This window comes from Formosimonas limnophila, assembly GCF_014652675.1.
Classification (GTDB): Bacteria; Pseudomonadota; Gammaproteobacteria; order Burkholderiales; family Burkholderiaceae; genus Hydromonas; species Hydromonas limnophila.
Window position 1 is genome coordinate 145,421 of record NZ_BMZG01000001.1, and the last position, 18,727, is coordinate 164,147.

At 48.9% G+C, this 18,727-nt stretch carries 19 protein-coding genes and 1 pseudogene; 16 read left to right on the plus strand and 4 right to left on the minus strand.

All coding sequences use genetic code 11. The annotated features are described in order from the left end of the window. Positions 1 to 64 precede the first annotated feature (64 nt). The 5 genes and pseudogenes from glnA (at position 65) to IE082_RS00690 (ending at position 5,237) form a co-directional block, all read left to right on the plus strand. Complete coding sequence (gene glnA, locus IE082_RS00670) at positions 65 to 1,477, plus strand: type I glutamate--ammonia ligase (RefSeq protein WP_189490310.1); 1,413 nt, start codon at positions 65 to 67, stop codon at positions 1,475 to 1,477. A gap of 179 nt (positions 1,478 to 1,656) precedes the next feature. Next, positions 1,657 to 2,142: a DUF4124 domain-containing protein gene (locus tag IE082_RS00675; RefSeq protein WP_189490312.1), complete on the plus strand. Its 486-nt coding sequence runs from the start codon at positions 1,657 to 1,659 to the stop codon at positions 2,140 to 2,142. Then, entirely contained in the window at positions 2,142 to 3,236 is a 1,095-nt protein-coding gene (gene glnL, locus IE082_RS00680) for a nitrogen regulation protein NR(II) (protein WP_189490314.1), read from the plus strand. Before IE082_RS00675 ends, glnL begins: the two co-directional genes overlap by 1 nt. A gap of 101 nt (positions 3,237 to 3,337) precedes the next feature. Beyond that, a complete protein-coding gene (gene ntrC / locus IE082_RS00685) occupies positions 3,338 to 4,831 on the plus strand; it encodes a nitrogen regulation protein NR(I) (protein WP_189490316.1) in 1,494 nt (497 codons plus the stop codon). Positions 4,832 to 4,938: 107 nt separating this feature from the next. Continuing rightward, positions 4,939 to 5,237 (plus strand): annotated as a pseudogene (locus IE082_RS00690) (sensor histidine kinase). Positions 5,238 to 5,406: 169 nt separating this feature from the next. On the opposite strand, the gene IE082_RS00695 reads toward IE082_RS00690, so the two are convergent. After that, positions 5,407 to 6,831: a dihydrolipoyl dehydrogenase gene (locus tag IE082_RS00695; RefSeq protein WP_373295034.1), complete on the minus strand. Its 1,425-nt coding sequence runs from the start codon at positions 6,829 to 6,831 to the stop codon at positions 5,407 to 5,409. Between the two features lie 241 nt (positions 6,832 to 7,072). Then, on the minus strand, positions 7,073 to 7,813 hold the full coding sequence (locus IE082_RS00700) for a glutathione peroxidase (RefSeq protein WP_189490321.1): 741 nt from the start codon (positions 7,811 to 7,813) through the stop codon (positions 7,073 to 7,075). Between the two features lie 442 nt (positions 7,814 to 8,255). On the opposite strand from IE082_RS00700, the gene IE082_RS00705 reads away from it, so the two are divergent. From IE082_RS00705 to IE082_RS00720, 4 genes are all read left to right on the plus strand, one after another. Continuing rightward, positions 8,256 to 10,205 carry an amylosucrase gene (locus IE082_RS00705; RefSeq protein WP_189490323.1) on the plus strand — a complete coding sequence of 650 codons (1,950 nt, stop codon included), beginning with the start codon at positions 8,256 to 8,258 and terminating at the stop codon, positions 10,203 to 10,205. A 117-nt stretch (positions 10,206 to 10,322) separates the two neighbouring features. After that, on the plus strand, positions 10,323 to 12,152 hold the full coding sequence (locus IE082_RS00710) for an ABC transporter ATP-binding protein (protein ID WP_189490325.1): 1,830 nt from the start codon (positions 10,323 to 10,325) through the stop codon (positions 12,150 to 12,152). A gap of 95 nt (positions 12,153 to 12,247) precedes the next feature. After that, the gene (locus IE082_RS11410) at positions 12,248 to 12,490 is read left to right on the plus strand and encodes a transposase (protein WP_373295035.1); all 243 of its coding nucleotides are present in this window, start codon (positions 12,248 to 12,250) and stop codon (positions 12,488 to 12,490) included. Then, the gene (locus tag IE082_RS00720) at positions 12,441 to 12,722 is read left to right on the plus strand and encodes a transposase (RefSeq protein WP_189490329.1); all 282 of its coding nucleotides are present in this window, start codon (positions 12,441 to 12,443) and stop codon (positions 12,720 to 12,722) included. Before IE082_RS11410 ends, IE082_RS00720 begins: the two co-directional genes overlap by 50 nt. Positions 12,723 to 12,738: 16 nt before the next feature. Here IE082_RS00720 and IE082_RS00725 read toward each other — a convergent pair whose 3' ends face one another. Together IE082_RS00725 and metC are read right to left on the minus strand one after the other, a co-directional pair. After that, a complete protein-coding gene (locus IE082_RS00725) occupies positions 12,739 to 13,350 on the minus strand; it encodes a GNAT family N-acetyltransferase (protein ID WP_189490331.1) in 612 nt (203 codons plus the stop codon). Between the two features lie 54 nt (positions 13,351 to 13,404). Continuing rightward, positions 13,405 to 14,598, minus strand: coding sequence for a cystathionine beta-lyase (metC, locus tag IE082_RS00730; RefSeq protein ID WP_189490334.1), 1,194 nt, complete (start codon positions 14,596 to 14,598; stop codon positions 13,405 to 13,407). Positions 14,599 to 14,718: 120 nt separating this feature from the next. Between metC and iscR the strand changes: the two genes are divergently transcribed. From iscR to hscB, 7 genes are all read left to right on the plus strand, one after another. Further along, a complete protein-coding gene (gene iscR / locus IE082_RS00735; protein WP_189490336.1) occupies positions 14,719 to 15,168 on the plus strand; it encodes a Fe-S cluster assembly transcriptional regulator IscR in 450 nt (149 codons plus the stop codon). A gap of 81 nt (positions 15,169 to 15,249) precedes the next feature. Further along, the gene (locus tag IE082_RS00740) at positions 15,250 to 16,464 is read left to right on the plus strand and encodes an IscS subfamily cysteine desulfurase (protein ID WP_189490338.1); all 1,215 of its coding nucleotides are present in this window, start codon (positions 15,250 to 15,252) and stop codon (positions 16,462 to 16,464) included. Positions 16,465 to 16,483: 19 nt separating this feature from the next. After that, on the plus strand, positions 16,484 to 16,876 hold the full coding sequence (locus IE082_RS00745; protein WP_189490340.1) for a hypothetical protein: 393 nt from the start codon (positions 16,484 to 16,486) through the stop codon (positions 16,874 to 16,876). Continuing rightward, positions 16,860 to 17,243: a Fe-S cluster assembly scaffold IscU gene (iscU, locus tag IE082_RS00750; RefSeq protein WP_189490342.1), complete on the plus strand. Its 384-nt coding sequence runs from the start codon at positions 16,860 to 16,862 to the stop codon at positions 17,241 to 17,243. Before IE082_RS00745 ends, iscU begins: the two co-directional genes overlap by 17 nt. 147 nt (positions 17,244 to 17,390) lie before the next feature. Beyond that, positions 17,391 to 17,714, plus strand: a complete 324-nt coding sequence (iscA, locus tag IE082_RS00755) for an iron-sulfur cluster assembly protein IscA (RefSeq protein WP_189490343.1) — start codon at positions 17,391 to 17,393, stop codon at positions 17,712 to 17,714. Between the two features lie 5 nt (positions 17,715 to 17,719). Next, positions 17,720 to 18,160 carry a methyltransferase family protein gene (locus IE082_RS00760; protein WP_189490345.1) on the plus strand — a complete coding sequence of 147 codons (441 nt, stop codon included), beginning with the start codon at positions 17,720 to 17,722 and terminating at the stop codon, positions 18,158 to 18,160. Positions 18,161 to 18,233: 73 nt separating this feature from the next. Next, positions 18,234 to 18,722 carry a Fe-S protein assembly co-chaperone HscB gene (hscB, locus tag IE082_RS00765; RefSeq protein WP_189490347.1) on the plus strand — a complete coding sequence of 163 codons (489 nt, stop codon included), beginning with the start codon at positions 18,234 to 18,236 and terminating at the stop codon, positions 18,720 to 18,722. Positions 18,723 to 18,727: the final 5 nt, after the last annotated feature.

Genomic DNA, 18,727 nt, shown 5'->3' on the forward strand with positions numbered 1-18,727 from the left:
GAGCGAAATGTAGACACATAGCCTAACAGGGCACGTTCATCTTCTAACACGAGGAGTTTTAAAAATGAGTGAGATTGCAAAAGTCATGCAGTTGGTCAAAGACCAAGATGTGAAATTCATTGATTTTCGTTTTACAGACACCAAAGGCAAAGAGCAGCACGTTTCTGTGCCTGTATCAGCTTTTGATGAGGACAAATTCGAGTCCGGCCATGCATTTGATGGCTCGTCGATTGCGGGTTGGAAAGGCATTGAGGCATCTGATATGTTGTTGATTCCAGACCCAGCAACAGCCAACATTGACCCGTTTACCGCAGAAACCACATTGAACTTGACTTGTGATGTCATAGAGCCAGAAGATGGCAAAGGCTATGACCGCGATCCACGCTCGATTGCGAAACGCGCTGAAGCGTACCTCAAATCAACGGGTTTGGGCGACACAGCGTACTTTGGTCCAGAACCAGAGTTCTTCATTTTTGACTCAATCCGTTACAAAATCGACATGCAAGGCTCATTCGTGCGCATCGGTTCAGAAGAAGCGGGCTGGTCATCATCAGTGAAAACCGAAGGCGGCAATCTCGGTCATCGTCCTGGCATCAAAGGTGGCTATTTCCCAGTCGCACCAACTGATACATTCATGGATATGCGTTCTGAAATGTGCTTGTTGCTGGAGCAACTTGGTGTGCCTGTTGAAGTACATCACCATGAAGTCGCTGGTGAAGGCCAAAACGAAATCGGTACAAAATTCTCAACGCTGGTTCAGCGCGCTGATTGGACTCAAATTCTCAAATACGTGGTTTGGAACGTGGCACATGCTTATGGCAAAACCGCAACATTCATGCCAAAACCAGTTGTCGGTGACAACGGTTCGGGTATGCACATCCACCAATCGATTTGGAAAGATGGTCAAAACTTATTCGCAGGTGACGGTTACGCAGGTTTGTCTGAAACCGCTTTGTACTACGTGGGCGGTATCATCAAGCACGCGCGTGCATTGAATGCAATTACCAACCCATCGACCAACTCGTACAAACGCCTCGTGCCACACTACGAAGCACCTGTGAAGTTGGCGTATTCTGCGAAAAACCGCTCAGCGTCGATTCGCATTCCATTTGTCTCAAATCCAAAAGGTCGCCGCATCGAAGCACGCTTCCCAGACCCAATGGCCAATCCATACTTGGCATTCGCAGCGATGTTGATGGCAGGCTTGGACGGTATTCAAAACAAAATCCACCCTGGTGACCCAGCGACGAAAAATCTTTATGACTTGCCACCAGAAGAAGATGCATTGGTACCAACCGTGTGCAGCTCGTTAGAGGAAGCATTGGAAGCGTTGGATGCGGATCGTGAGTTTTTGACGCGCGGAGGTGTGTTTACTGACTCGATGCTCGACGCGTACATCGCGTTGAAAATGGAAGATGTCAAGTTGACTCAGATGACAGCCACCCCGCTGGAATTTCAGTTGTACTATAGCCTGTAATCAGTTGATTCGTGTGCGCGGCGGTGATGGTGAACTCCGATAGTTGATAATGACCATGCCGCGCATACGTTAAAAGCTTCTTTTCTCGTGTGAGAAGTTAATGCGCTGGTACGGTGACCGTATCAGCGCTTTTTTTGATGAGTTTCATGCTAAAAATGATGCTAAAAAAAGCCACACAAATGTTTTTCATAACCACGATGTTCAGCGCGAATATCGTGACGGCGCACGCCCAAACCACAGAAACAAGCATCTATATTTGCACGCAAGCAGATGGCAGTATCAAACTACAAAACCTCAATGCGGGCAAAAACTGCACGACAAAAACTGTGCGCATCACCGAACCCGTGCGATTACCGCGCGTCGTTACAAACCCTGGTGATCCTCAACCTGCGGCCAATGCCATCATCATCGGCTCTCGTGTGAGCCAGCAAATACAAGGGCAGCGAGACACAGGTCGTGAAGCGATTCTGCGCAATGAGCTATTTCTGGCTCAAGCCTTACTGGCGAAGCTACAAAACGAATTTCAAAATGGCACACCAGAGCGTCGTGGTGACGAGCGAAACTATCAAAAGTACCTTGACCGCACTGAGCAACTCAAACAACAAATCAGCCTCACGCAAGCAAATATCTCTGCGTTGAGCCGTGAGCTGTCGCGGATGCCTTAATGCCACACACATTCCCCAACATCGCTGTGGATAGCCTGCAAGTAGCCGTGGTCATACTTGACCGAGGCGCACGCGTTTGTTCGCTCAATGCAGCGGCGCAAGCCATGTGGGGCAGCGCGCTGAATCATGCGCTTGGTGCGACGTTGGATCACTGGTTTGTCAATGATGAGACACTGATTACATTGCAAACCCACATGGCGCAGGGTAAAAACGAAGTGTGCCGCGGTGTGCTTAAACTGCTTCGCTCGAATGAGTCAGGCAGTGTGCTTGTGCATGTGGTGTTGTCACCTGTCTCACCCTCAGATGAGAACCCACGTGCTGAACCATTGTCCTATTGTCTCGAATGTCATCAACTCGGCTCATACGAGCACGTTAATCAAGACAACCAGTGGCGATCACAGGTTCAAAATCACCAAGACCTCATGCGTCAGCTTGCTCATGAAGTGAAAAATCCGCTCGGCGGCATTCGAGGTGCAGCACAATTACTTCAGGACGAATTGCGCGAAGTCGCGCCTGAGCTGACTGAATACACCGAAATGATGCTCACCCAAGTGGATCGCTTAAAAAACTTGGTTGATCAATTTTTAGTACCGTATCGAAAAGGCAATGCGCAAATGGCCGCGCTCAATGTCCATGAAGTCTGTGAAGCGGTTTATCGCATCGCCAAAATTGAGTTCCCGCAAATCGATTGGGTTCGCGACTATGACGTCAGCGTTCCGGATGTGGTGGGCGTGTCAAATTACTTACAGCAGCTTCTGCTCAACCTTGTCCAAAATGCAGCCCAAGCAGTACAGCACAACGAGACCGCCATGCCCCATGTCATCATTAAGACCCGCGTGGCTCGAAACACCATGGTGGGACACACCATGCACCATTTGATGGTTGAGCTATCGGTGATTGATAACGGCGCAGGCGTGCCGCCTGAGATTTACGATACTTTGTTTTTGCCGATGGTCACTCAGCGTGAGGGCGGCACAGGCCTTGGGCTTTCCGTTGCGATGCAAATTGCTCAGCAGCATGGCGGCACGATTGAAGTGGATAGCCGAGTGGGACACACGCAGATGAAGCTGCTTTTACCCGTGGCGAAAGCCTGATGTGAGCGAATCTATGGCAATGCAAGTACAAAATAGCGGCTGAAGTTTTAAAAAAATCGTGTGGAACAATCAACCCACAATCGATACAAAGGAGAAAAACCATGTACGGCTTAAACGACAAACCCACTGTCTGGGTGGTGGACGATGACAAAAGCATTCGCTGGGTACTCGACAAAGCCTTGCAAAAATCTCGCCTGCCTTACCGCATGTTTGCCGATGGTCAAGAAGCCCTTGACGCACTTGAAGCATGGCAGCGACAACCGTCGAAATCCCGTCAACCGGGTGATTATCCCGCGTTATTGCTGTCAGACATTCGTATGCCGAACGTCTCAGGCATCTCGTTGCTACAAGGGTTCAAAGAAATCGCGCCCGACGTTCCCGTCGTCATGATGACGGCGCACGCTGACCTTGATAATGCGGTTTCGACATTTCAGATGGGTGCTGCTGAGTACATTGCCAAACCTTTTGATACCGACGAGCTAATGGCGTTGCTCAAGCGATTTTTGCAGCCGGCCAGTAGTCAGAGTCCTGTGACGGTGGAAGGGGGGACACAAGCTGAGCATACCTTTGGTCTGTTTGGTCAAAGCCCAGCGATTTTGCAAGTTCTGCGAACCATCGGACGCCTGTCTGCGACGCAAATCAATGTATTGCTCACGGGTGAAACTGGCTCAGGCAAAGAGCTCGTCGCTCGCGCCCTACACAACACTAGTGCACGCTCGGCCAAACCATTCATCGCCATCAGCACCGCCGCGATACCCGCACATTTACTGGAGTCTGAATTATTTGGTCATGAAAAAGGGGCTTTCTCAGGTGCGAGCACAACCCGCACAGGGCGGTTTGAAGAAGCCGCAGGCGGGACGTTGTTTCTCGACGAAATCGGTGATATGCCGCTTGATTTGCAAGCACGCTTGCTGCGTGTATTGTCGGAAGGCGTCTTTTATCGCGTCGGTGGAAATGCGCTTGTTAAGGCCGACGTTCGTGTCATCGCCGCCAGTCATCAGGACTTAGCCCAACGGGTTGCTCAAGGTCAATTCAGAGCAGACTTATACCACAGACTCAATGTCGTTGGTATTCACTTGCCGCCACTGCGTGAACGCTCCGAGGACATTCCACTGCTCATGCATCACTTCCTCGCCAAGGCCGCTCGAGACCTCGGTCAGCCGCAAGCGAAAACCCTCACGTCGTCTGCGATGGCGATTTGCCAAAAAGCGCACTGGCTCGGCAACGTTCGTCAGCTCGATAATGTTTGTCGCTGGCTCACCGTTATGACCCCCACGCCTGAAATCAATGAAGCAGACTTACCCACTGATGTGCGCGAGATACTAGCCATGGCGATTTACTCTGCAGACGAGCGTGATGTCCAAAATCAAGGCAATCAACCAGTGACAAACATCACTTACTGGCAAGACGCCTTGCGGCTTGCAGTCGATAAGGCTCTGATGGATGGTCAGCCTGCTGTGATGATTAAACTTCAGGATCAGTTCGAGCAAGTAGTCATTGCCCAAGCGCTCAAGTACACCCACAATCACCGACAAAAAGCGGCACAGCTGCTCGGAATCGGTCGAAACACTATCACGCGCAAAGTCAAAGACTAATTGCGGTGGCGTAGAACAAAAAAATCAAAGTTGAATTAAACGATGTTGATGATGTGCTGCATGAGGCGCTTTGGATTCAGGCTGATAGTAAGTTGATTCAACGAGCTGTGATAAATTTAATCACCAACGCTATCAGATATAGCCCAGATGATACTCAGATTCGGGTGACGGTATCGGCCAGTACAGGTTATGTGGCGTTGGCATGAGTTCACAAAAATTAGCAGCACTGTGCCAAGAGTCACAAATGCGCATGATTGATTCAGAGAAACATACCGATGCCGCAGGCAGCCTTGGTATCGGATTGAATATGGTGAAAACTGTGATGCAGCGACATAAAGGCGAATTGCGCATTGAAAGCGAGCTTGGCAAGGGCAGTACTTTTACACTGATATTGCCTGTACCTTAGTTCAGTCAAAGGGGCTGATGAATCAAGCCCCTTCATTATGATCGTGAATCATGTTTGACATGATTCACGTCGGCACAATCCATTTATCATCACTTGCCATCCTCTAAATGCGATTTAGATCTTTCGCAAAACCATGATAAAACCATTGCGGTAGCACAATATCTTGCATTTAGCCGATAGCTGTTTGACTATCGAGGTGGGCGGCCAAATCACGCAGTGCTGTGCGCAGTCCTTCTTCAATCACGGGGTGATAGAACGGCATGGCGAGCATTTGATCGACCGTCAGTCCCATTTGATGAGCCCATGCCAATAAGTGCGCGATGTGCTCGTTTCGTGGACCAATCATTTCTGCACCCAAAAACTTTCTCGTCTGGATGTCTGCATAGACGCGCAGTACACCGTGGTTGACGAGCATGACGCGTGATCGGCCTTGATTGTGAAAAGACACTTGGCCTGCCGAAGATGTGCTCAAATCAAGTTCTCGAAAGTGTGTGCCAACACTGGCGATGTTTGGATCTGAAAACACAATGGCAATCGGCGTGCGACGGTCGCCCAATTCGATAGGTGCGTTGAGTGCGATGCGTGCGGCATTTGCTCCTGCAATCGCGCCTTCATCAGCCGCTTCGTGCAAGAGGGGTAGCTCTGCATTGGCATCACCGGCGATGAATATGTGTGTGTCACCTATTTGCATGGTGTGTGGGTTAAAAGCAGGAATGCCTTTGTCATTTAGAGCGACAGCGGTGTTAGGCAGATTTAGTTTATCTAAGTTCACGCGGCGACCTGCGGTTGAGATGAGGTATTCAAAAACTTTGCTGTGTGAGATGTCGTTGTTGTCCACGTAATGAATCAGTACGCCGTCGGCGACACGCTCAACGCTGGTGATGCGCCCATCACTGATGTAATTCATCTCGTTTTGAAAAAACTTGAGTGCTTCATCACGTACGACAGGGTCAGACAAGTGAGCGATGTGGTGGCGACGACCCATGAGTGTGACATCCACTCCAAGTCGAGATAATGCTTGACCGAGTTCTAACCCGATGACGCCTGCGCCGACGACGAATGCACTTTTTGGTAAATCAGTCCAGCTAAAGACGTCGTCATTGACCACTAGTCTGTCACCAGCGGCTGCGAGTTCCACGGGTTTGATGGGGGTTGAGCCTGTGGCGATGACAATGGACTTGGCGTGGATGATTGCGCTCCTACCATTTTCTAAAGCGACCTCTAACGTGTGTGCGTCTTTGAATGTGGCGTAGCCATGCAATTTGTCATTGGCGTCAATGCTCTCAACACCCTCAAGCACAAAGCCGACGAAGCGGTCACGTTCAGAACGTACACGATTCATGACGCGGACACCATCAACGGTGGCAGCAGGGACATCAATACCAAATGCCTTTAACTTATCCTGAGCGTGTATGGCTTCGGCTGCGGCAATCAGCAGCTTCGACGGCATACAACCCACGCGGGCACAAGTCGTGCCATAAGGGCCGCCTTCGACAATGAGGGCAGATACACCTTGCTTGCGTGCGGCACGGTATGCTGCTAAGCCTGCGGTGCCTGCGCCGATGACGGCGACGTCGATGGTGATGTCCAGAATTTTGGGAGTACTCATATTAAAATCCAATTCGTGGTTGAGATTGTTTGACGATGGCGTGTTTAGATTGGTACGTGGAGCTGCGATTGGTTTTGATTGAAGGTTGGTACTCGAACAGTCGCGGATTACGCCTAATTTCACAATCAATTGATTAATAATGAAGCTAACTAAAATAATGATGCGGTAAAAATTGGCGGGCATGAATGCCCGCCTTACAGATGCCGATTCTTAACTCAGGGTTAAATTAGGCACGTGCTTTAATCCAGCTCAAAATATCGTCAGAGCCACCAACCAGTGCGCCATCAACAAACATCTGCGGTGATGTGGCGCGACCAGCCACGGCAGATAACAAACGTTGGCGCACGCTATCAGCCAAAGGCATTTCAAAGTACGACACATTCGCCGCGTTTAATGCTTCTTTTGCGGTAGTACAAAATGGGCAGCCTGGCTTGGTGAAAAGGGCCACTTGTTCAGGTTTCGCAGCAGCTGGTGCGATGTGGTTGAGCATGGTGTCAGCGTCTGATACGAGGAACGGGTCGCCTTCGACGTCTGGTTCGATGAACATTTTGTCAACGATGCCATCTTTGACGTACATCGAGTAGCGCCATGAACGCTTGCCAAAACCAATTGCTTCTTTACCAACCAACATGCCCATACCTTCAGTGAACTCGCCGTTGCCATCAGCAATCAAACGCACATTGTGCACGCCTTGATCCGCGCCCCATGCTTCCATTACGAAGCCATCGTTGACCGATATGCACAAAATGCTGTCTACGCCTGCGGCTTTAAACGCGGGTGCGAGTTCTTCGTAGCGCGGTAAATGGGTCGATGAACAAGTCGGTGTGAATGCGCCAGGCAAAGAAAATACCACAACGTTTTTACCTTTGAATAATTCGTCGGTGTTGGTTTTGACCCATTGATTGTTTTCACGCAGCATGAAGGATACTTGCGGTACGGCTTTGGTTTCGTGATTGGCTAATGTCATGTGTTTCTCCATTTGATTAAAAATGACTCATTCGGTGTGTTTGAGCATGTGGGCATAATACAGGTGGAACGACTGCACGTCTAATGAAGGTTTTAAATGATTACGATAGCTATAAGCTAATTAAATAGATTTTTAATTTAATTTAACAATGATTTTGCATCCACTATGCGTGCTTAAATTGAAGAGGGTTGGATATTCTTCACCTGAATGGCTGTTTCGCAGCGTTCCGCATTTTCATAAATGCGCTCAAACAGATTTATGGTGTTGATCTGGCGACTGTTTTCTATCTATGCTTATGATTTTATGGGAGTAACTTTTATTTAATGGGGTTGTATTTGGTGCTAAGCAGCCAAAACTTGCGGTGGCGAGCCGTGCTAAAATGCCATTTAGCGCTCGTCATTTCATCATCCACAAAACAATAAACCATTATTCTGAGGGGTTCATGCTCACCAACGACCAACAAATCAATTTAATGCTCACGCAAGTGCGCACGCATTTGGCGCAAAACACACAGCCGATTGGGTTTTTTGGACATGGGATTGATTTTTTGGCACAAGCCGAGGCTTGGCGCTCGTTTGATGAGCGGCTGTTGCACCATTTTCCTGCGCTGATTCGCGAGCTGAATCAGGTTTATGGTGAACGCTCAGATTTTCTTGAGTTTGTGCAATCGTTGGTTTTAGCAGCATATGTTAGCTGGCAGCAACGCTCGCCATTATTAAAGGCTCAGGATGCCACCCGTGAAACGACGCCTGATTGGTTTGCCTCTGAGCAAATGGTCGGCGGGGTGTGTTATGTTGATTTGTTCGCGGGTAATTTGCAAGGCGTTGTGGCGCAGATTCCGTATTTTAAAGAATTGGGCTTAACCTATTTGCACTTGATGCCACTATTTAAATGTCCAGAGGGGCAAAGTGATGGTGGTTATGCGGTGAGCAGCTATCGGGAGGTCAATCCTCAATTGGGCGCTATTGAAGATTTGGCTGCTGTCGCGGCGGCTTTGAAGGCAGCAGGTATTACATTGGTGGTGGATTTTATCTTCAACCATACGTCGAATGAGCACTTTTGGGCGCGCGAGGCTTTGGTAGGTAATCCGTTGTATCAAGACTTTTATTACATTTATCCCAATCGCACCGTGCCAGATGCCTTTGATGCGACGGTGAGGGAGATTTTCCCTGACCAGCATGCGGGCGCATTTTCGCAGCTCGATGATGGGCGTTGGGTATGGACGACGTTTAATAGCTTTCAGTGGGATTTAAATTATAGCAACCCCGCAACTTTTACCGCGATGGCGCAAGAAATGCTGTTTATTGCCAATCTCGGTGTGGATATTTTGCGCATGGATGCTGTGGCATTTATCTGGAAAAAACTGGGTACAGATTGTGAAAACTTACCTGAAGCCCATGCGTTGATTCGCGCGTTTAATACAGTCGCTCGCATCGCTGCGCCGAGCCTACTCTTTAAGTCTGAGGCCATTGTTCATCCTGATAAGGTTGTTGAATACATCTCATCAGATGAATGTCAGCTCTCGTATAACCCACTGCAAATGGCATTGTTGTGGAACTCTTTGGCGACCAGAGAAGTGAATTTGCTCGAGCAAGCGTTAGAGCGACGTCATAATCTGCCCGCCCACACCGCTTGGGTTAATTACGTGCGTTGCCACGACGACATTGGCTGGACATTTGCTGATGAGGATGCCGCAGAGTTTGGGATTAACGGGTTTTCGCATCGGCAATTTTTAAACCAGTTTTATGTGAATCGCTTTGAAGGCAGTTTTGCGCGAGGCGTGCCGTTCCAAGACAATCCACAAACAGGTGATTGTCGCATCAGTGGAATGTGTGCCTCCTTGGTCGGACTGGAGCAGCAAGACGCTTATGCGGTGGACAGAATTGCCTTGCTGTACAGTGTGGCTCTGAGCTCGGGCGGCTTACCTTTGATTTACTTGGGTGATGAAGTGGGCACACTCAATGACTATGATTATGTGAATGATGCACACAAGGCGTCTGATAGTCGCTGGGTTCATCGACCACGTGTTGATGTGTCTCGATATGCACAACGTTACGAAGCAGGTACAGATGCGGCGATGGTGTTTGGGCGTTTGCGACGCATGATACAGGTGCGTCAGGGGACTCCTGCACTCGGTGGTACGCAACTGACTGTTTTTCATACACACAACCCTCATGTGCTCGCGTACTGGCGCGGTGTAGAAGATGGCGAGCGAGTACTGGTACTTTGTAACTTCAGTGAGTTTGCACAATCAGTGGCAGCCGAGACGTTGATTGCGTTGCCGTCACTGCTGGTTGATTTGTTGTCGGGGCAGTCGGTATTGGTGGGTTCTGGAGTGACGTTGTCCGCTTATCAAGTGCTTTGGCTGAGTGTGCCACCTCAGTTAAGTTGATTTTTTTGCGTTGAGTTTTTGTCGAGGCGGGCGTGCGCCCGCCTTATGATTTTAAAGAGGGTGGTTGATTGTCACTCTGGTTTTTTGATTTTATTTTGAAAGTTTTGAGGCTGTTGTATGTTATTTAAATGGTTTGAGCGTCGTATTGATCCATATCCACCTGAAGAGCCGACGCCACCGCGCGCGGGTTTGCTGCCTTTTCTGTGGTCATGTGTGGATGGTTTGCGGGTGTATATCTTGGCATTGATGGTGTTGACAGCACTGATTGGTGGGTTTGAGGCGCTTTTATTTAGCATGATGGGCAAAGTGGTTGATTGGTTGGCCACGACTGCCCCTGCGCAGCTGTGGGTTGAGCGTGGCGATGCCTTGATGTGGATGGTGGCGCTGATTGTTGGCAGCCCGATTGTGGTGGCGCTGCACTCTATGATTAAGTTACAAACATTGCAAGGCGCGTTCCCGATGCGACTGCGATGGAACTTTCATCGTTTGATGTTGGCGCAGAGTATGGGGTTTTATCAGGATGAGTTTGCGGGACGTGTGTCGGCGAAGGTCATGCAGACTGCACTGGCGGTGCGCGATACGGTCATGTTGTTTGCAGACATTATGGTGTTTTTGGTGATTTATTTTGCGACGTCGGCGTTGATTTTAGGAGAGCTTGGTCTGTGGCTTATGGTTCCATTGCTCTGTTGGGTGGTGCTGTATGCGTGTGCGGTGAAGTTTTTTGTACCACGTTTGGCACGTACGGCTCGCGCACAGGCTGATGCACGTTCGTTGATGATGGGGCGTATTACGGATGCTTACTCAAATATTGCCACTGTGAAGCTATTTTCGCATGCCTCCCGTGAGTCGGGTTATGCAAAAAATGCGATGCAAGAGTTCATGGTAACGGTATTCAAACAAATGCGTTTGGGTTCGAGTTTTGAAATTGTGAATCATATTTTGAGCATGATGCTGATTCTCGGCACGGCGGGGGTGGCACTTTGGCTTTGGCAAACAGGTCAAGTGGGTGTTGGCGCGGTCGCAGCGGCCACCGCTATGGCACTGCGCTTGAATGGCATGGCGCAGTGGATTATGTGGGAACTGTCGCAGTTATTCGAGCACATAGGTACGGTGCAAGACGGCATGAATACATTGTCCAGACCGCACACTGTGCTGGATGTGCCAAATGCTCCTGCGCTCAACGTGGGGCGGGGTGAGGTGGTGTTTGACGACGTGACCTTTAATTATGACAGTGACAGAAAATTGGTTGAGAATCTGTCACTGCGTATCAGGGCGGGTGAAAAAATCGGTTTGGTTGGTCGCTCAGGTGCGGGCAAAAGTACGATTGTGAATCTACTTTTGCGCTTTTATGATGTGCCATCGGGTCGGATTTTGATTGATGGACAAAACATTGCGCAGGTGTCTCAAGACTCCCTACGCGCTCAAATCGGTATGGTGACGCAGGACACTTCGCTGCTGCATCGTTCGGTACGGGATAATATACTGTATGGTCGCCCATCCGCCTCCGATGAAGAGATGATTGAAGCATCTCGCCGTGCGCAAGCGTTTGAATTCATAGGTGGTTTGAGTGATTTGGCTGGTAGGGAAGGCTTTGAAGCCCACGTCGGTGAGCGAGGAGTCAAACTCTCAGGTGGTCAACGCCAACGCATCGCCATCGCTCGAGTTATGCTCAAAGACGCACCGATACTTCTGCTTGATGAGGCCACCAGTGCACTTGATTCTGAGGTAGAAGCTGCGATTCAAGAAAGTCTATATCAGCTTATGGAGGGAAAAACCGTAATTGCGATTGCTCACCGTCTCTCCACTATCGCTGCGATGGACCGCTTGATTGTCTTAGAAAAAGGGCGAATTGTGGAGGAGGGGACTCATGTAGAGCTGTTGAAGCAAGATGGATTGTACGCACGGTTATGGGCGCATCAAAGCGGTGGATTTTTGGGCGAAGAATAAAGCTATTGCTTGTGTTGCAAGCTTTCTGTAGAAGTCGTCACGGCGATCCACTTGAGAGACTCAATGGAGTGATGGGTTGGCAAATGTTTGCGCCAATGATTTCGCGAATCACCCCTGTCGAGCCTAAAAGCAATGCAGGTCGGCCCCGCACCGAGAGCGTATTGTTATTTAAGATTCTCATACTCAAGAAACTCTACGCATTATCAGACGACGCAGTTGAGTACCAAATTCGCGACCGCTTAAGTTTCATGCGGTTTCTCGGTTTAAAGTTATCCAGCAAAATACCTGATGCCAAAACCATCACAAGCCTTACCAGACTTACTGCGCAGCGCAGATGAAGGCGGCGCGGCTGTATACGCTGACAGTGCTTATAAACCTGACGAAATCGACGGCATCTTATTTGCAAAAGGCTTGAACAACAAGATTCACGAGCGTGCTTACCGCCACAAACCACTGACTGACGCGCAAATTGCCGATAATACGTTTAAGTCACGCAAACGCTCGCGGGCGGAGCATGTGTTTGGTAGTATCAAAGCTTTGGCCAGTCGCGGAGTGCTGGGGGATTTTTAAAGGTTCCCTTAAGTTTTTAAGTGCGTTGTGGAGGCTGACTGATCTTAAAATCTAAATGGGTTTTAATGGTTGGCCATTCCGCGGCAATAATTGAGTACAGGGCCGTATCGCGCAGCGTGCCATTTGGCATAAGTGAATGCGCGCGCAGCATACCGTCAAGCTGTGCGCCGAGGCGTTCAATTGCGTTTCGGCTTTGGGTGTTTAATCGATGTGTGCGAAACTCTACAGCGATACACTGCCAAACTTCGAAGGCATGAGCGAGCATCATGCGTTTGACAATAGTGTTAAGACCTGTGCGCTGTGAGGATTGAGCATACCAAGTGGAGCCGATTTCGACGCGATTATAAGTGGCTGTGTTTTCGATGTGCATGAACGAGGTCATGCCAATGACCCGCTCGCCTGATTCGGTTTTTTGGATGATGGTGTAGGGGACCATGCTGCCTTTTTCATATAGATCAAGTCGTCGATTGATTTCTGTAGCCATATTATCGGCGGTTGGAATGAATGTATACCAAAGCTTGTTTAATTCACCATCCATGCAGGCGGTTTTTAACCCATCTAAATGTGCCATTGACGTGAGCTCTAAACGAGCTTTTTCGTGATCTAAGGTAACTGCGGTGAGTGACATGTTGCCTCCATTTTTGATAGGGATTCGTCGGAAAGAGGATTTGTTGTGTTTGTTTTATTTCATGCTCAAGCTTTTTAAACCGTCACTCAAGTCGCAGAGTAAATCATCTATGTCTTCCAATCCGATTTGGTAGCGTATCATGGGTAATGTGTGTGTTGCATGATCACGTGTTGGTTTGAGATGGCCGAAAGTGGGCAAGGCCAGTGACTCAAAGCCGCCCCAACTAAATCCGATACCAAACATCTTGTATGATTCGACCATTTGAGTTAGCGCTTCCTCGGAGTATTTTTCATGAAACAACACACCAAACAACCCGCTGCTGCCCCTGAAGTCCCGCTGCCATAATTCGTGCTGGGGGTGTGAGGATAGAGCAGGGTGTAGTACTTGAGCGACTTCGGATTGCTGACTAAACCACTGAGCGATTTTTAAGGCGGATGCTTCGTGGGCTTTCATACGCACAGACAGTGTGCGTAACCCACGTAGCGCGAGTGAAATGTCGCCACTGCCTGAAAACTGACCAGTCTGGTGCATGGCATTGCGAACGGATGGATGGCTGTGCTCGTTGCAAACTACCGCACCCATCATCAAGTCTGAGTGTCCACCGATGTATTTGGTCAAAGCGTGAACGATGATGTCCACACCGTGCTCAAATGGTTTAAAGAAGAGTGGTGTTGCCCAAGTATTGTCCATCATGGTTGTGACGCCTTTGGCTTTGGCAGCAGCGCAGATTGCGGCGGTGTCTTGAATTTCAAAGCTCAGAGAGCCTGGCGATTCTAAATAGACCAAAGCAGTGTTCGTTTGAATCCAGTCTTGAATATCAAGACCCAGACGAACAGGATAGTAGGTGGTTTGCACCCCCATGCGCACCAAAAACTCATCACAAAACTTGCGTACGGGGCCGTAAACAGTATCCACCATTAATAAATGCTGCCCAGAGCTGAGTTGTGACAACAAGGCAGTGGATATGGCTGCCAAACCAGAGGGTGCGAGAAAAGCAGAGTAACCGCCTTCTAATTCACAAAGTGCATCAGTCAGCGCAAACGATGTTGGCGTGCCAAGGCGGCCATAAGTGTAGGCTTCGCGACCCGAACCATACGACTTTTGCGCTTCGCGTAGAGCGGTCATGTTGTCAAATAGTATTGTTGAGGCTTGATAAATGGGTGGGTTGGCTGTATGGGTATGCGCGCCTGCGCGTGCGGTGCGTCCTGATGTGACGCATGTGGTGGGGATGCTTTTTTGGGCTGACATAAAGTATGGGGTTTGAATACCCGAGTAAATTAATCGGGTTTATGTTACAATGCAAACAATGAGAAATAAATCAATGCAGCCATTGTATCGAATATCACCGACATCAAATAAGGAATTCCCATGAGGCTCACCACGAAAGGACGATTTGCGGTCACAGCGCTACTCGATGTGGCTTTGCGCTCAACGGATGGCCCCGTTAATTTGGCGGCTGTGTCCGAGCGTCAGCAGATTTCGTTGTCGTATTTAGAACAATTGTTTGGCAAATTGCGTCGCCATGGCTTGGTTGATAGTGTGCGTGGACCCGGTGGTGGTTATGTGCTTGCTCGTCAACCTGACACCATCACGGTTGCTAATATTATTATTGCGGTCGATGAGCCGCTGGATGCACGCTCGTGCGAAGGTCGTGAAGACTGCCAAGGTGGTCAAAGATGCATGACACACGATTTGTGGCAGAACTTGAACCAGAAAATGTTTGATTATTTAGAGTCTGTTAGTCTCCATGATTTGGTTAATGATTTCCAAGCCAGTCAGCCGAACGAAGCAGGCGAGCAAATGATTCGTATCCAGTAGTGCGCTGATATTGCCTATATCTGTTGTTAATTATTGTTAAAACCTTGTAAAAATTTAAATAAAGTTTTTGGAGTGAACACCATGAGCCACAAAATGCCGATTTATATGGATTATTCAGCCACCACGCCGATTGACCCGCGTGTTGCTGAAAAAATGATTCCCTTTATCACCGAACAATTTGGCAATCCCGCTTCACGCAGCCATCCTTATGGCTGGGAAGCCGAGCAAGCGGTTGAGACCGCGCGCGGTCATGTCGCAGCATTGGTTAACGCCGATCCACGTGAGATTGTCTTTACTTCAGGTGCGACTGAGTCCGACAATCTGGCGATTAAAGGCGTTGCGCAGTTTTACCAAGACAAAGGCAAACACATCATCACCGTTAAAACCGAGCACAAAGCTGTGCTTGATACCTGCCGCGAGTTGGAGCGTCAGGGTTTTGCAGTGACTTACCTTGATGTGCTCGAAAATGGTTTGCTCGATTTAAACGCACTCGCCGCTGCTATGCGTCCTGATACGATTTTGGTCTCGGTCATGCATGTCAACAACGAAATCGGTGTGATTCAGGACATCGCTGCCATCGGCGAAATGTGCCGCGAGCGTGGGATTATCTTCCACGTTGATGCAGCTCAATCGACGGGCAAAGTGGCGATTGATTTGAGCACGCTCAAAGTTGATTTGATGAGCTTTTCCGCGCACAAAACTTACGGCCCGAAAGGCATCGGTGCACTGTACGTGCGCCGCAAACCGCGCATTCGCTTAGAAGCACAAATGCACGGTGGTGGTCATGAGCGTGGTATGCGCTCAGGTACTTTGGCAACCCATCAAATCGTCGGGATGGGTGAAGCGTTTCGCATTGCGCACGAAGACATGGCGACCGAAAATCAACGAATCCGTGCGTTGCGTGATAGATTGTGGCAAGGTTTTTCAACCATGGAAGAAGTGCACATCAATGGCGACATGACCCAGCGCGTACCGCACAACCTCAACGTTAGCTTCAACTTTGTTGAGGGCGAGTCCTTGATTATGGCGATTAAAGATGTTGCGGTATCGTCTGGTTCCGCCTGTACTTCGGCGTCGCTTGAGCCATCGTATGTGTTGCGTGCTTTGGGTCGCTCGGATGAGCTCGCTCACTCCTCGATTCGCTTCACTGTCGGTCGTTTCACTACCGAAGCTGAGGTTGATGAAGTGATTGCCTTGTTGCAAAGCAAAATCGCCAAGCTGCGCGAACTCTCACCTCTGTGGGAAATGTTCAAAGAAGGTATTGATTTGAATACCGTGCAATGGGCTGCGCACTAAAACCAACGAAGGAATTGCCATGAGCCTCAAAACCAGCCTGATATTGGTGCTCACTGTGTTGAGTGGAGTGAGCTTGGCGGCGCAAGCCTCAACGGGCGTGAGTTGCTTGATTCATGGCAAATTGATTGAAAAAATGACTGTAACAGGTGAATTGAAACACCAATACACCGTGGTCATTGAACAATCGGCGAACGACTCGGCAAGTCGCAATGATTTTAAAGATTGCCAAACGCGTTTTAAACGAGGGCAAAAGTTGGTGTTCTCATCCGTTGAGAATATCGACTTAAAGCAAACTCCGCGTGTTTGGTTGCACTACACCTATGGTGATGACAGAGGTGGCGCCCGTTGGGAAGGCTATCAATTCATCAATCGCAATATTTACAAGGAGCGTCAAAATGGCTTACTCAGATAAACTCATGGACCATTACGAAAACCCACGCAATGTCGGTGCTTTTGACAAAGGTGACGACAGTGTTGGCACAGGCATGGTCGGCGCACCCGCGTGTGGTGACGTGATGAAATTGCAAATCAAGGTCAACGACGCGGGTATCATCGAAGATGCGAAGTTCAAAACCTACGGCTGCGGCTCAGCGATTGCTTCATCATCGCTCGTCACCGAGTGGGTCAAGGGCAAAACCGTTGATCAAGCACTCGAGATTAAAAACTCACAAATCGCCGAAGAGCTTGCCTTGCCTCCAGTCAAAATTCACTGCTCGATTCTCGCAGAAGACGCGATTAAAGCAGCAGTGGCGGATTACAAAGCCAAGCACAACGGTTGATACGAAAAAAGTAGAAACCTACTTTTTTCGTGTTTTAGATTTGAAATTTTGTTAGGGTTATCCTGACAAAAGTTGATGAAACCCAAGATGAAAAAGCAACAACCAGCACAACAAAAAAGCGCAATTCACTTTTTTGAGGAGTAAAAAATGGCAGTCTCAATGACCGCTGCGGCGGCACAACACGTACAAAACTTCTTGACCAAACGCGGTAAAGGCGTCGGTCTGCGTCTCGGCGTGCGCACCACAGGGTGCTCGGGTATGGCTTACAAACTTGAATACGCCGACAACGTGGCCGAAGACGACAATGTGTTTGAAGCGCACGGCGTGAAGTTACTCATTGACCCCAAAAGTTTGGCCTATCTCGATGGCACGGAGCTGGACTACACGCGCGAAGGTTTGAACGAAGGTTTTAAATTCAACAACCCCAACGTCAAAGATGAGTGTGGTTGTGGTGAGTCGTTTCACGTTTGATACAAATGAATATTTACCCACTGCCGCTGATGTTGGGGTTGATGGTTGCTCAATATATATTGGGCGGCTTCCCGTCGCTGACGCACGCGATTGCTCATCCGATTGGTTTGGTTGCTTTGGCAGTCGGTGGTTTTGGGTTGATATTGATGCTGATTTCGTTCATTGGGTTGAAACGACGAAACACCACCGTTGATCCAACGCGCTCGCCCGACGTTTTGGTGACGACTGGTTTATATCGCATATCGCGTAATCCCATGTATTTGGGCATGTTGTTGATGTTGTTTTTGATACCGTTGATGGCGATGAGGCCACGTCCTTTGCTGTTCACCTTGGTGTTTTTCTTAATCATGAACTTCTATGTTATCCCGCGTGAAGAGCGGCGCATCGAAAAAATCTTTGGTAGCGCATTTACTCAATACAAAAAGCGAGTGCGTCGCTGGCTATGATTGTTTTTTTATCAAATTAATTATTTATCCAACTCAATTGCTTTAATAATAAGGCCATCGTCGGCCGCGATACATGAAACAAAATTATTTTGAACTGTTCCAACTCCCCATCGGCTTCGCCATTAACGAAGCCGATTTGGCTTTGCGTCATCGTGCAATCATTGATAAAGTTCACCCCGACCGATTTGCCGCAAAAAGCCCGATGGAGCAGCGCCTCGCGTTACAATGGTCCACTTTTGCTAACGAAGCGTTTGATACCCTGCGCGACCCGATTGCTCGTGCGAAATATCTACTGCAATTGTACGCGCCTGAGTTGACGGGTGAATCCGTGCGCGTGACGTTGCCGCAAAATTTTTTAATGCAGCAAATGGAATGGCGTGAAGCTTTAGAAGATGGTAATCTCGATGCCGTGCGCGACGAAGTGTATGCTGCGCAAGTCACTGCGTTGGCTGATTTAAGTACCGCGTGCGCCGCGCAAGATTGGAACGCAGCACAAATACACATTGCGCAAAGTCAGTTTATCGATAATTTTTTGAAGCAGTTGCCATATACAGATCAATAAAGAGA

Bases quoted from the DNA above. Each gene is read 5' to 3' on its own strand.
- iscU (WP_189490342.1), top strand. From the start codon at position 16,860: ATGGCTTACTCAGATAAACTCATGGACCATTACGAAAACCCACGCAAT.
- IE082_RS00705 (WP_189490323.1), top strand. From the start codon at position 8,256: ATGCTCACCAACGACCAACAAATCAATTTAATGCTCACGCAAGTGCGC.
- iscA (WP_189490343.1), top strand. From the start codon at position 17,391: ATGGCAGTCTCAATGACCGCTGCGGCGGCACAACACGTACAAAACTTC.
- IE082_RS00745 (WP_189490340.1), top strand. From the start codon at position 16,484: ATGAGCCTCAAAACCAGCCTGATATTGGTGCTCACTGTGTTGAGTGGA.
- glnA (WP_189490310.1), top strand. From the start codon at position 65: ATGAGTGAGATTGCAAAAGTCATGCAGTTGGTCAAAGACCAAGATGTG.
- IE082_RS00675 (WP_189490312.1), top strand. From the start codon at position 1,657: ATGTTTTTCATAACCACGATGTTCAGCGCGAATATCGTGACGGCGCAC.
- IE082_RS00720 (WP_189490329.1), top strand. From the start codon at position 12,441: ATGCCAAAACCATCACAAGCCTTACCAGACTTACTGCGCAGCGCAGAT.
- IE082_RS11410 (WP_373295035.1), top strand. From the start codon at position 12,248: ATGATTTCGCGAATCACCCCTGTCGAGCCTAAAAGCAATGCAGGTCGG.
- IE082_RS00725 (WP_189490331.1), bottom strand. From the start codon at position 13,350: ATGTCACTCACCGCAGTTACCTTAGATCACGAAAAAGCTCGTTTAGAG.
- hscB (WP_189490347.1), top strand. From the start codon at position 18,234: ATGAAACAAAATTATTTTGAACTGTTCCAACTCCCCATCGGCTTCGCC.
- IE082_RS00700 (WP_189490321.1), bottom strand. From the start codon at position 7,813: ATGACATTAGCCAATCACGAAACCAAAGCCGTACCGCAAGTATCCTTC.
- ntrC (WP_189490316.1), top strand. From the start codon at position 3,338: ATGTACGGCTTAAACGACAAACCCACTGTCTGGGTGGTGGACGATGAC.
- IE082_RS00740 (WP_189490338.1), top strand. From the start codon at position 15,250: ATGAGCCACAAAATGCCGATTTATATGGATTATTCAGCCACCACGCCG.
- IE082_RS00760 (WP_189490345.1), top strand. From the start codon at position 17,720: ATGAATATTTACCCACTGCCGCTGATGTTGGGGTTGATGGTTGCTCAA.
- iscR (WP_189490336.1), top strand. From the start codon at position 14,719: ATGAGGCTCACCACGAAAGGACGATTTGCGGTCACAGCGCTACTCGAT.
- glnL (WP_189490314.1), top strand. From the start codon at position 2,142: ATGCCACACACATTCCCCAACATCGCTGTGGATAGCCTGCAAGTAGCC.
- IE082_RS00710 (WP_189490325.1), top strand. From the start codon at position 10,323: ATGTTATTTAAATGGTTTGAGCGTCGTATTGATCCATATCCACCTGAA.
- metC (WP_189490334.1), bottom strand. From the start codon at position 14,598: ATGTCAGCCCAAAAAAGCATCCCCACCACATGCGTCACATCAGGACGC.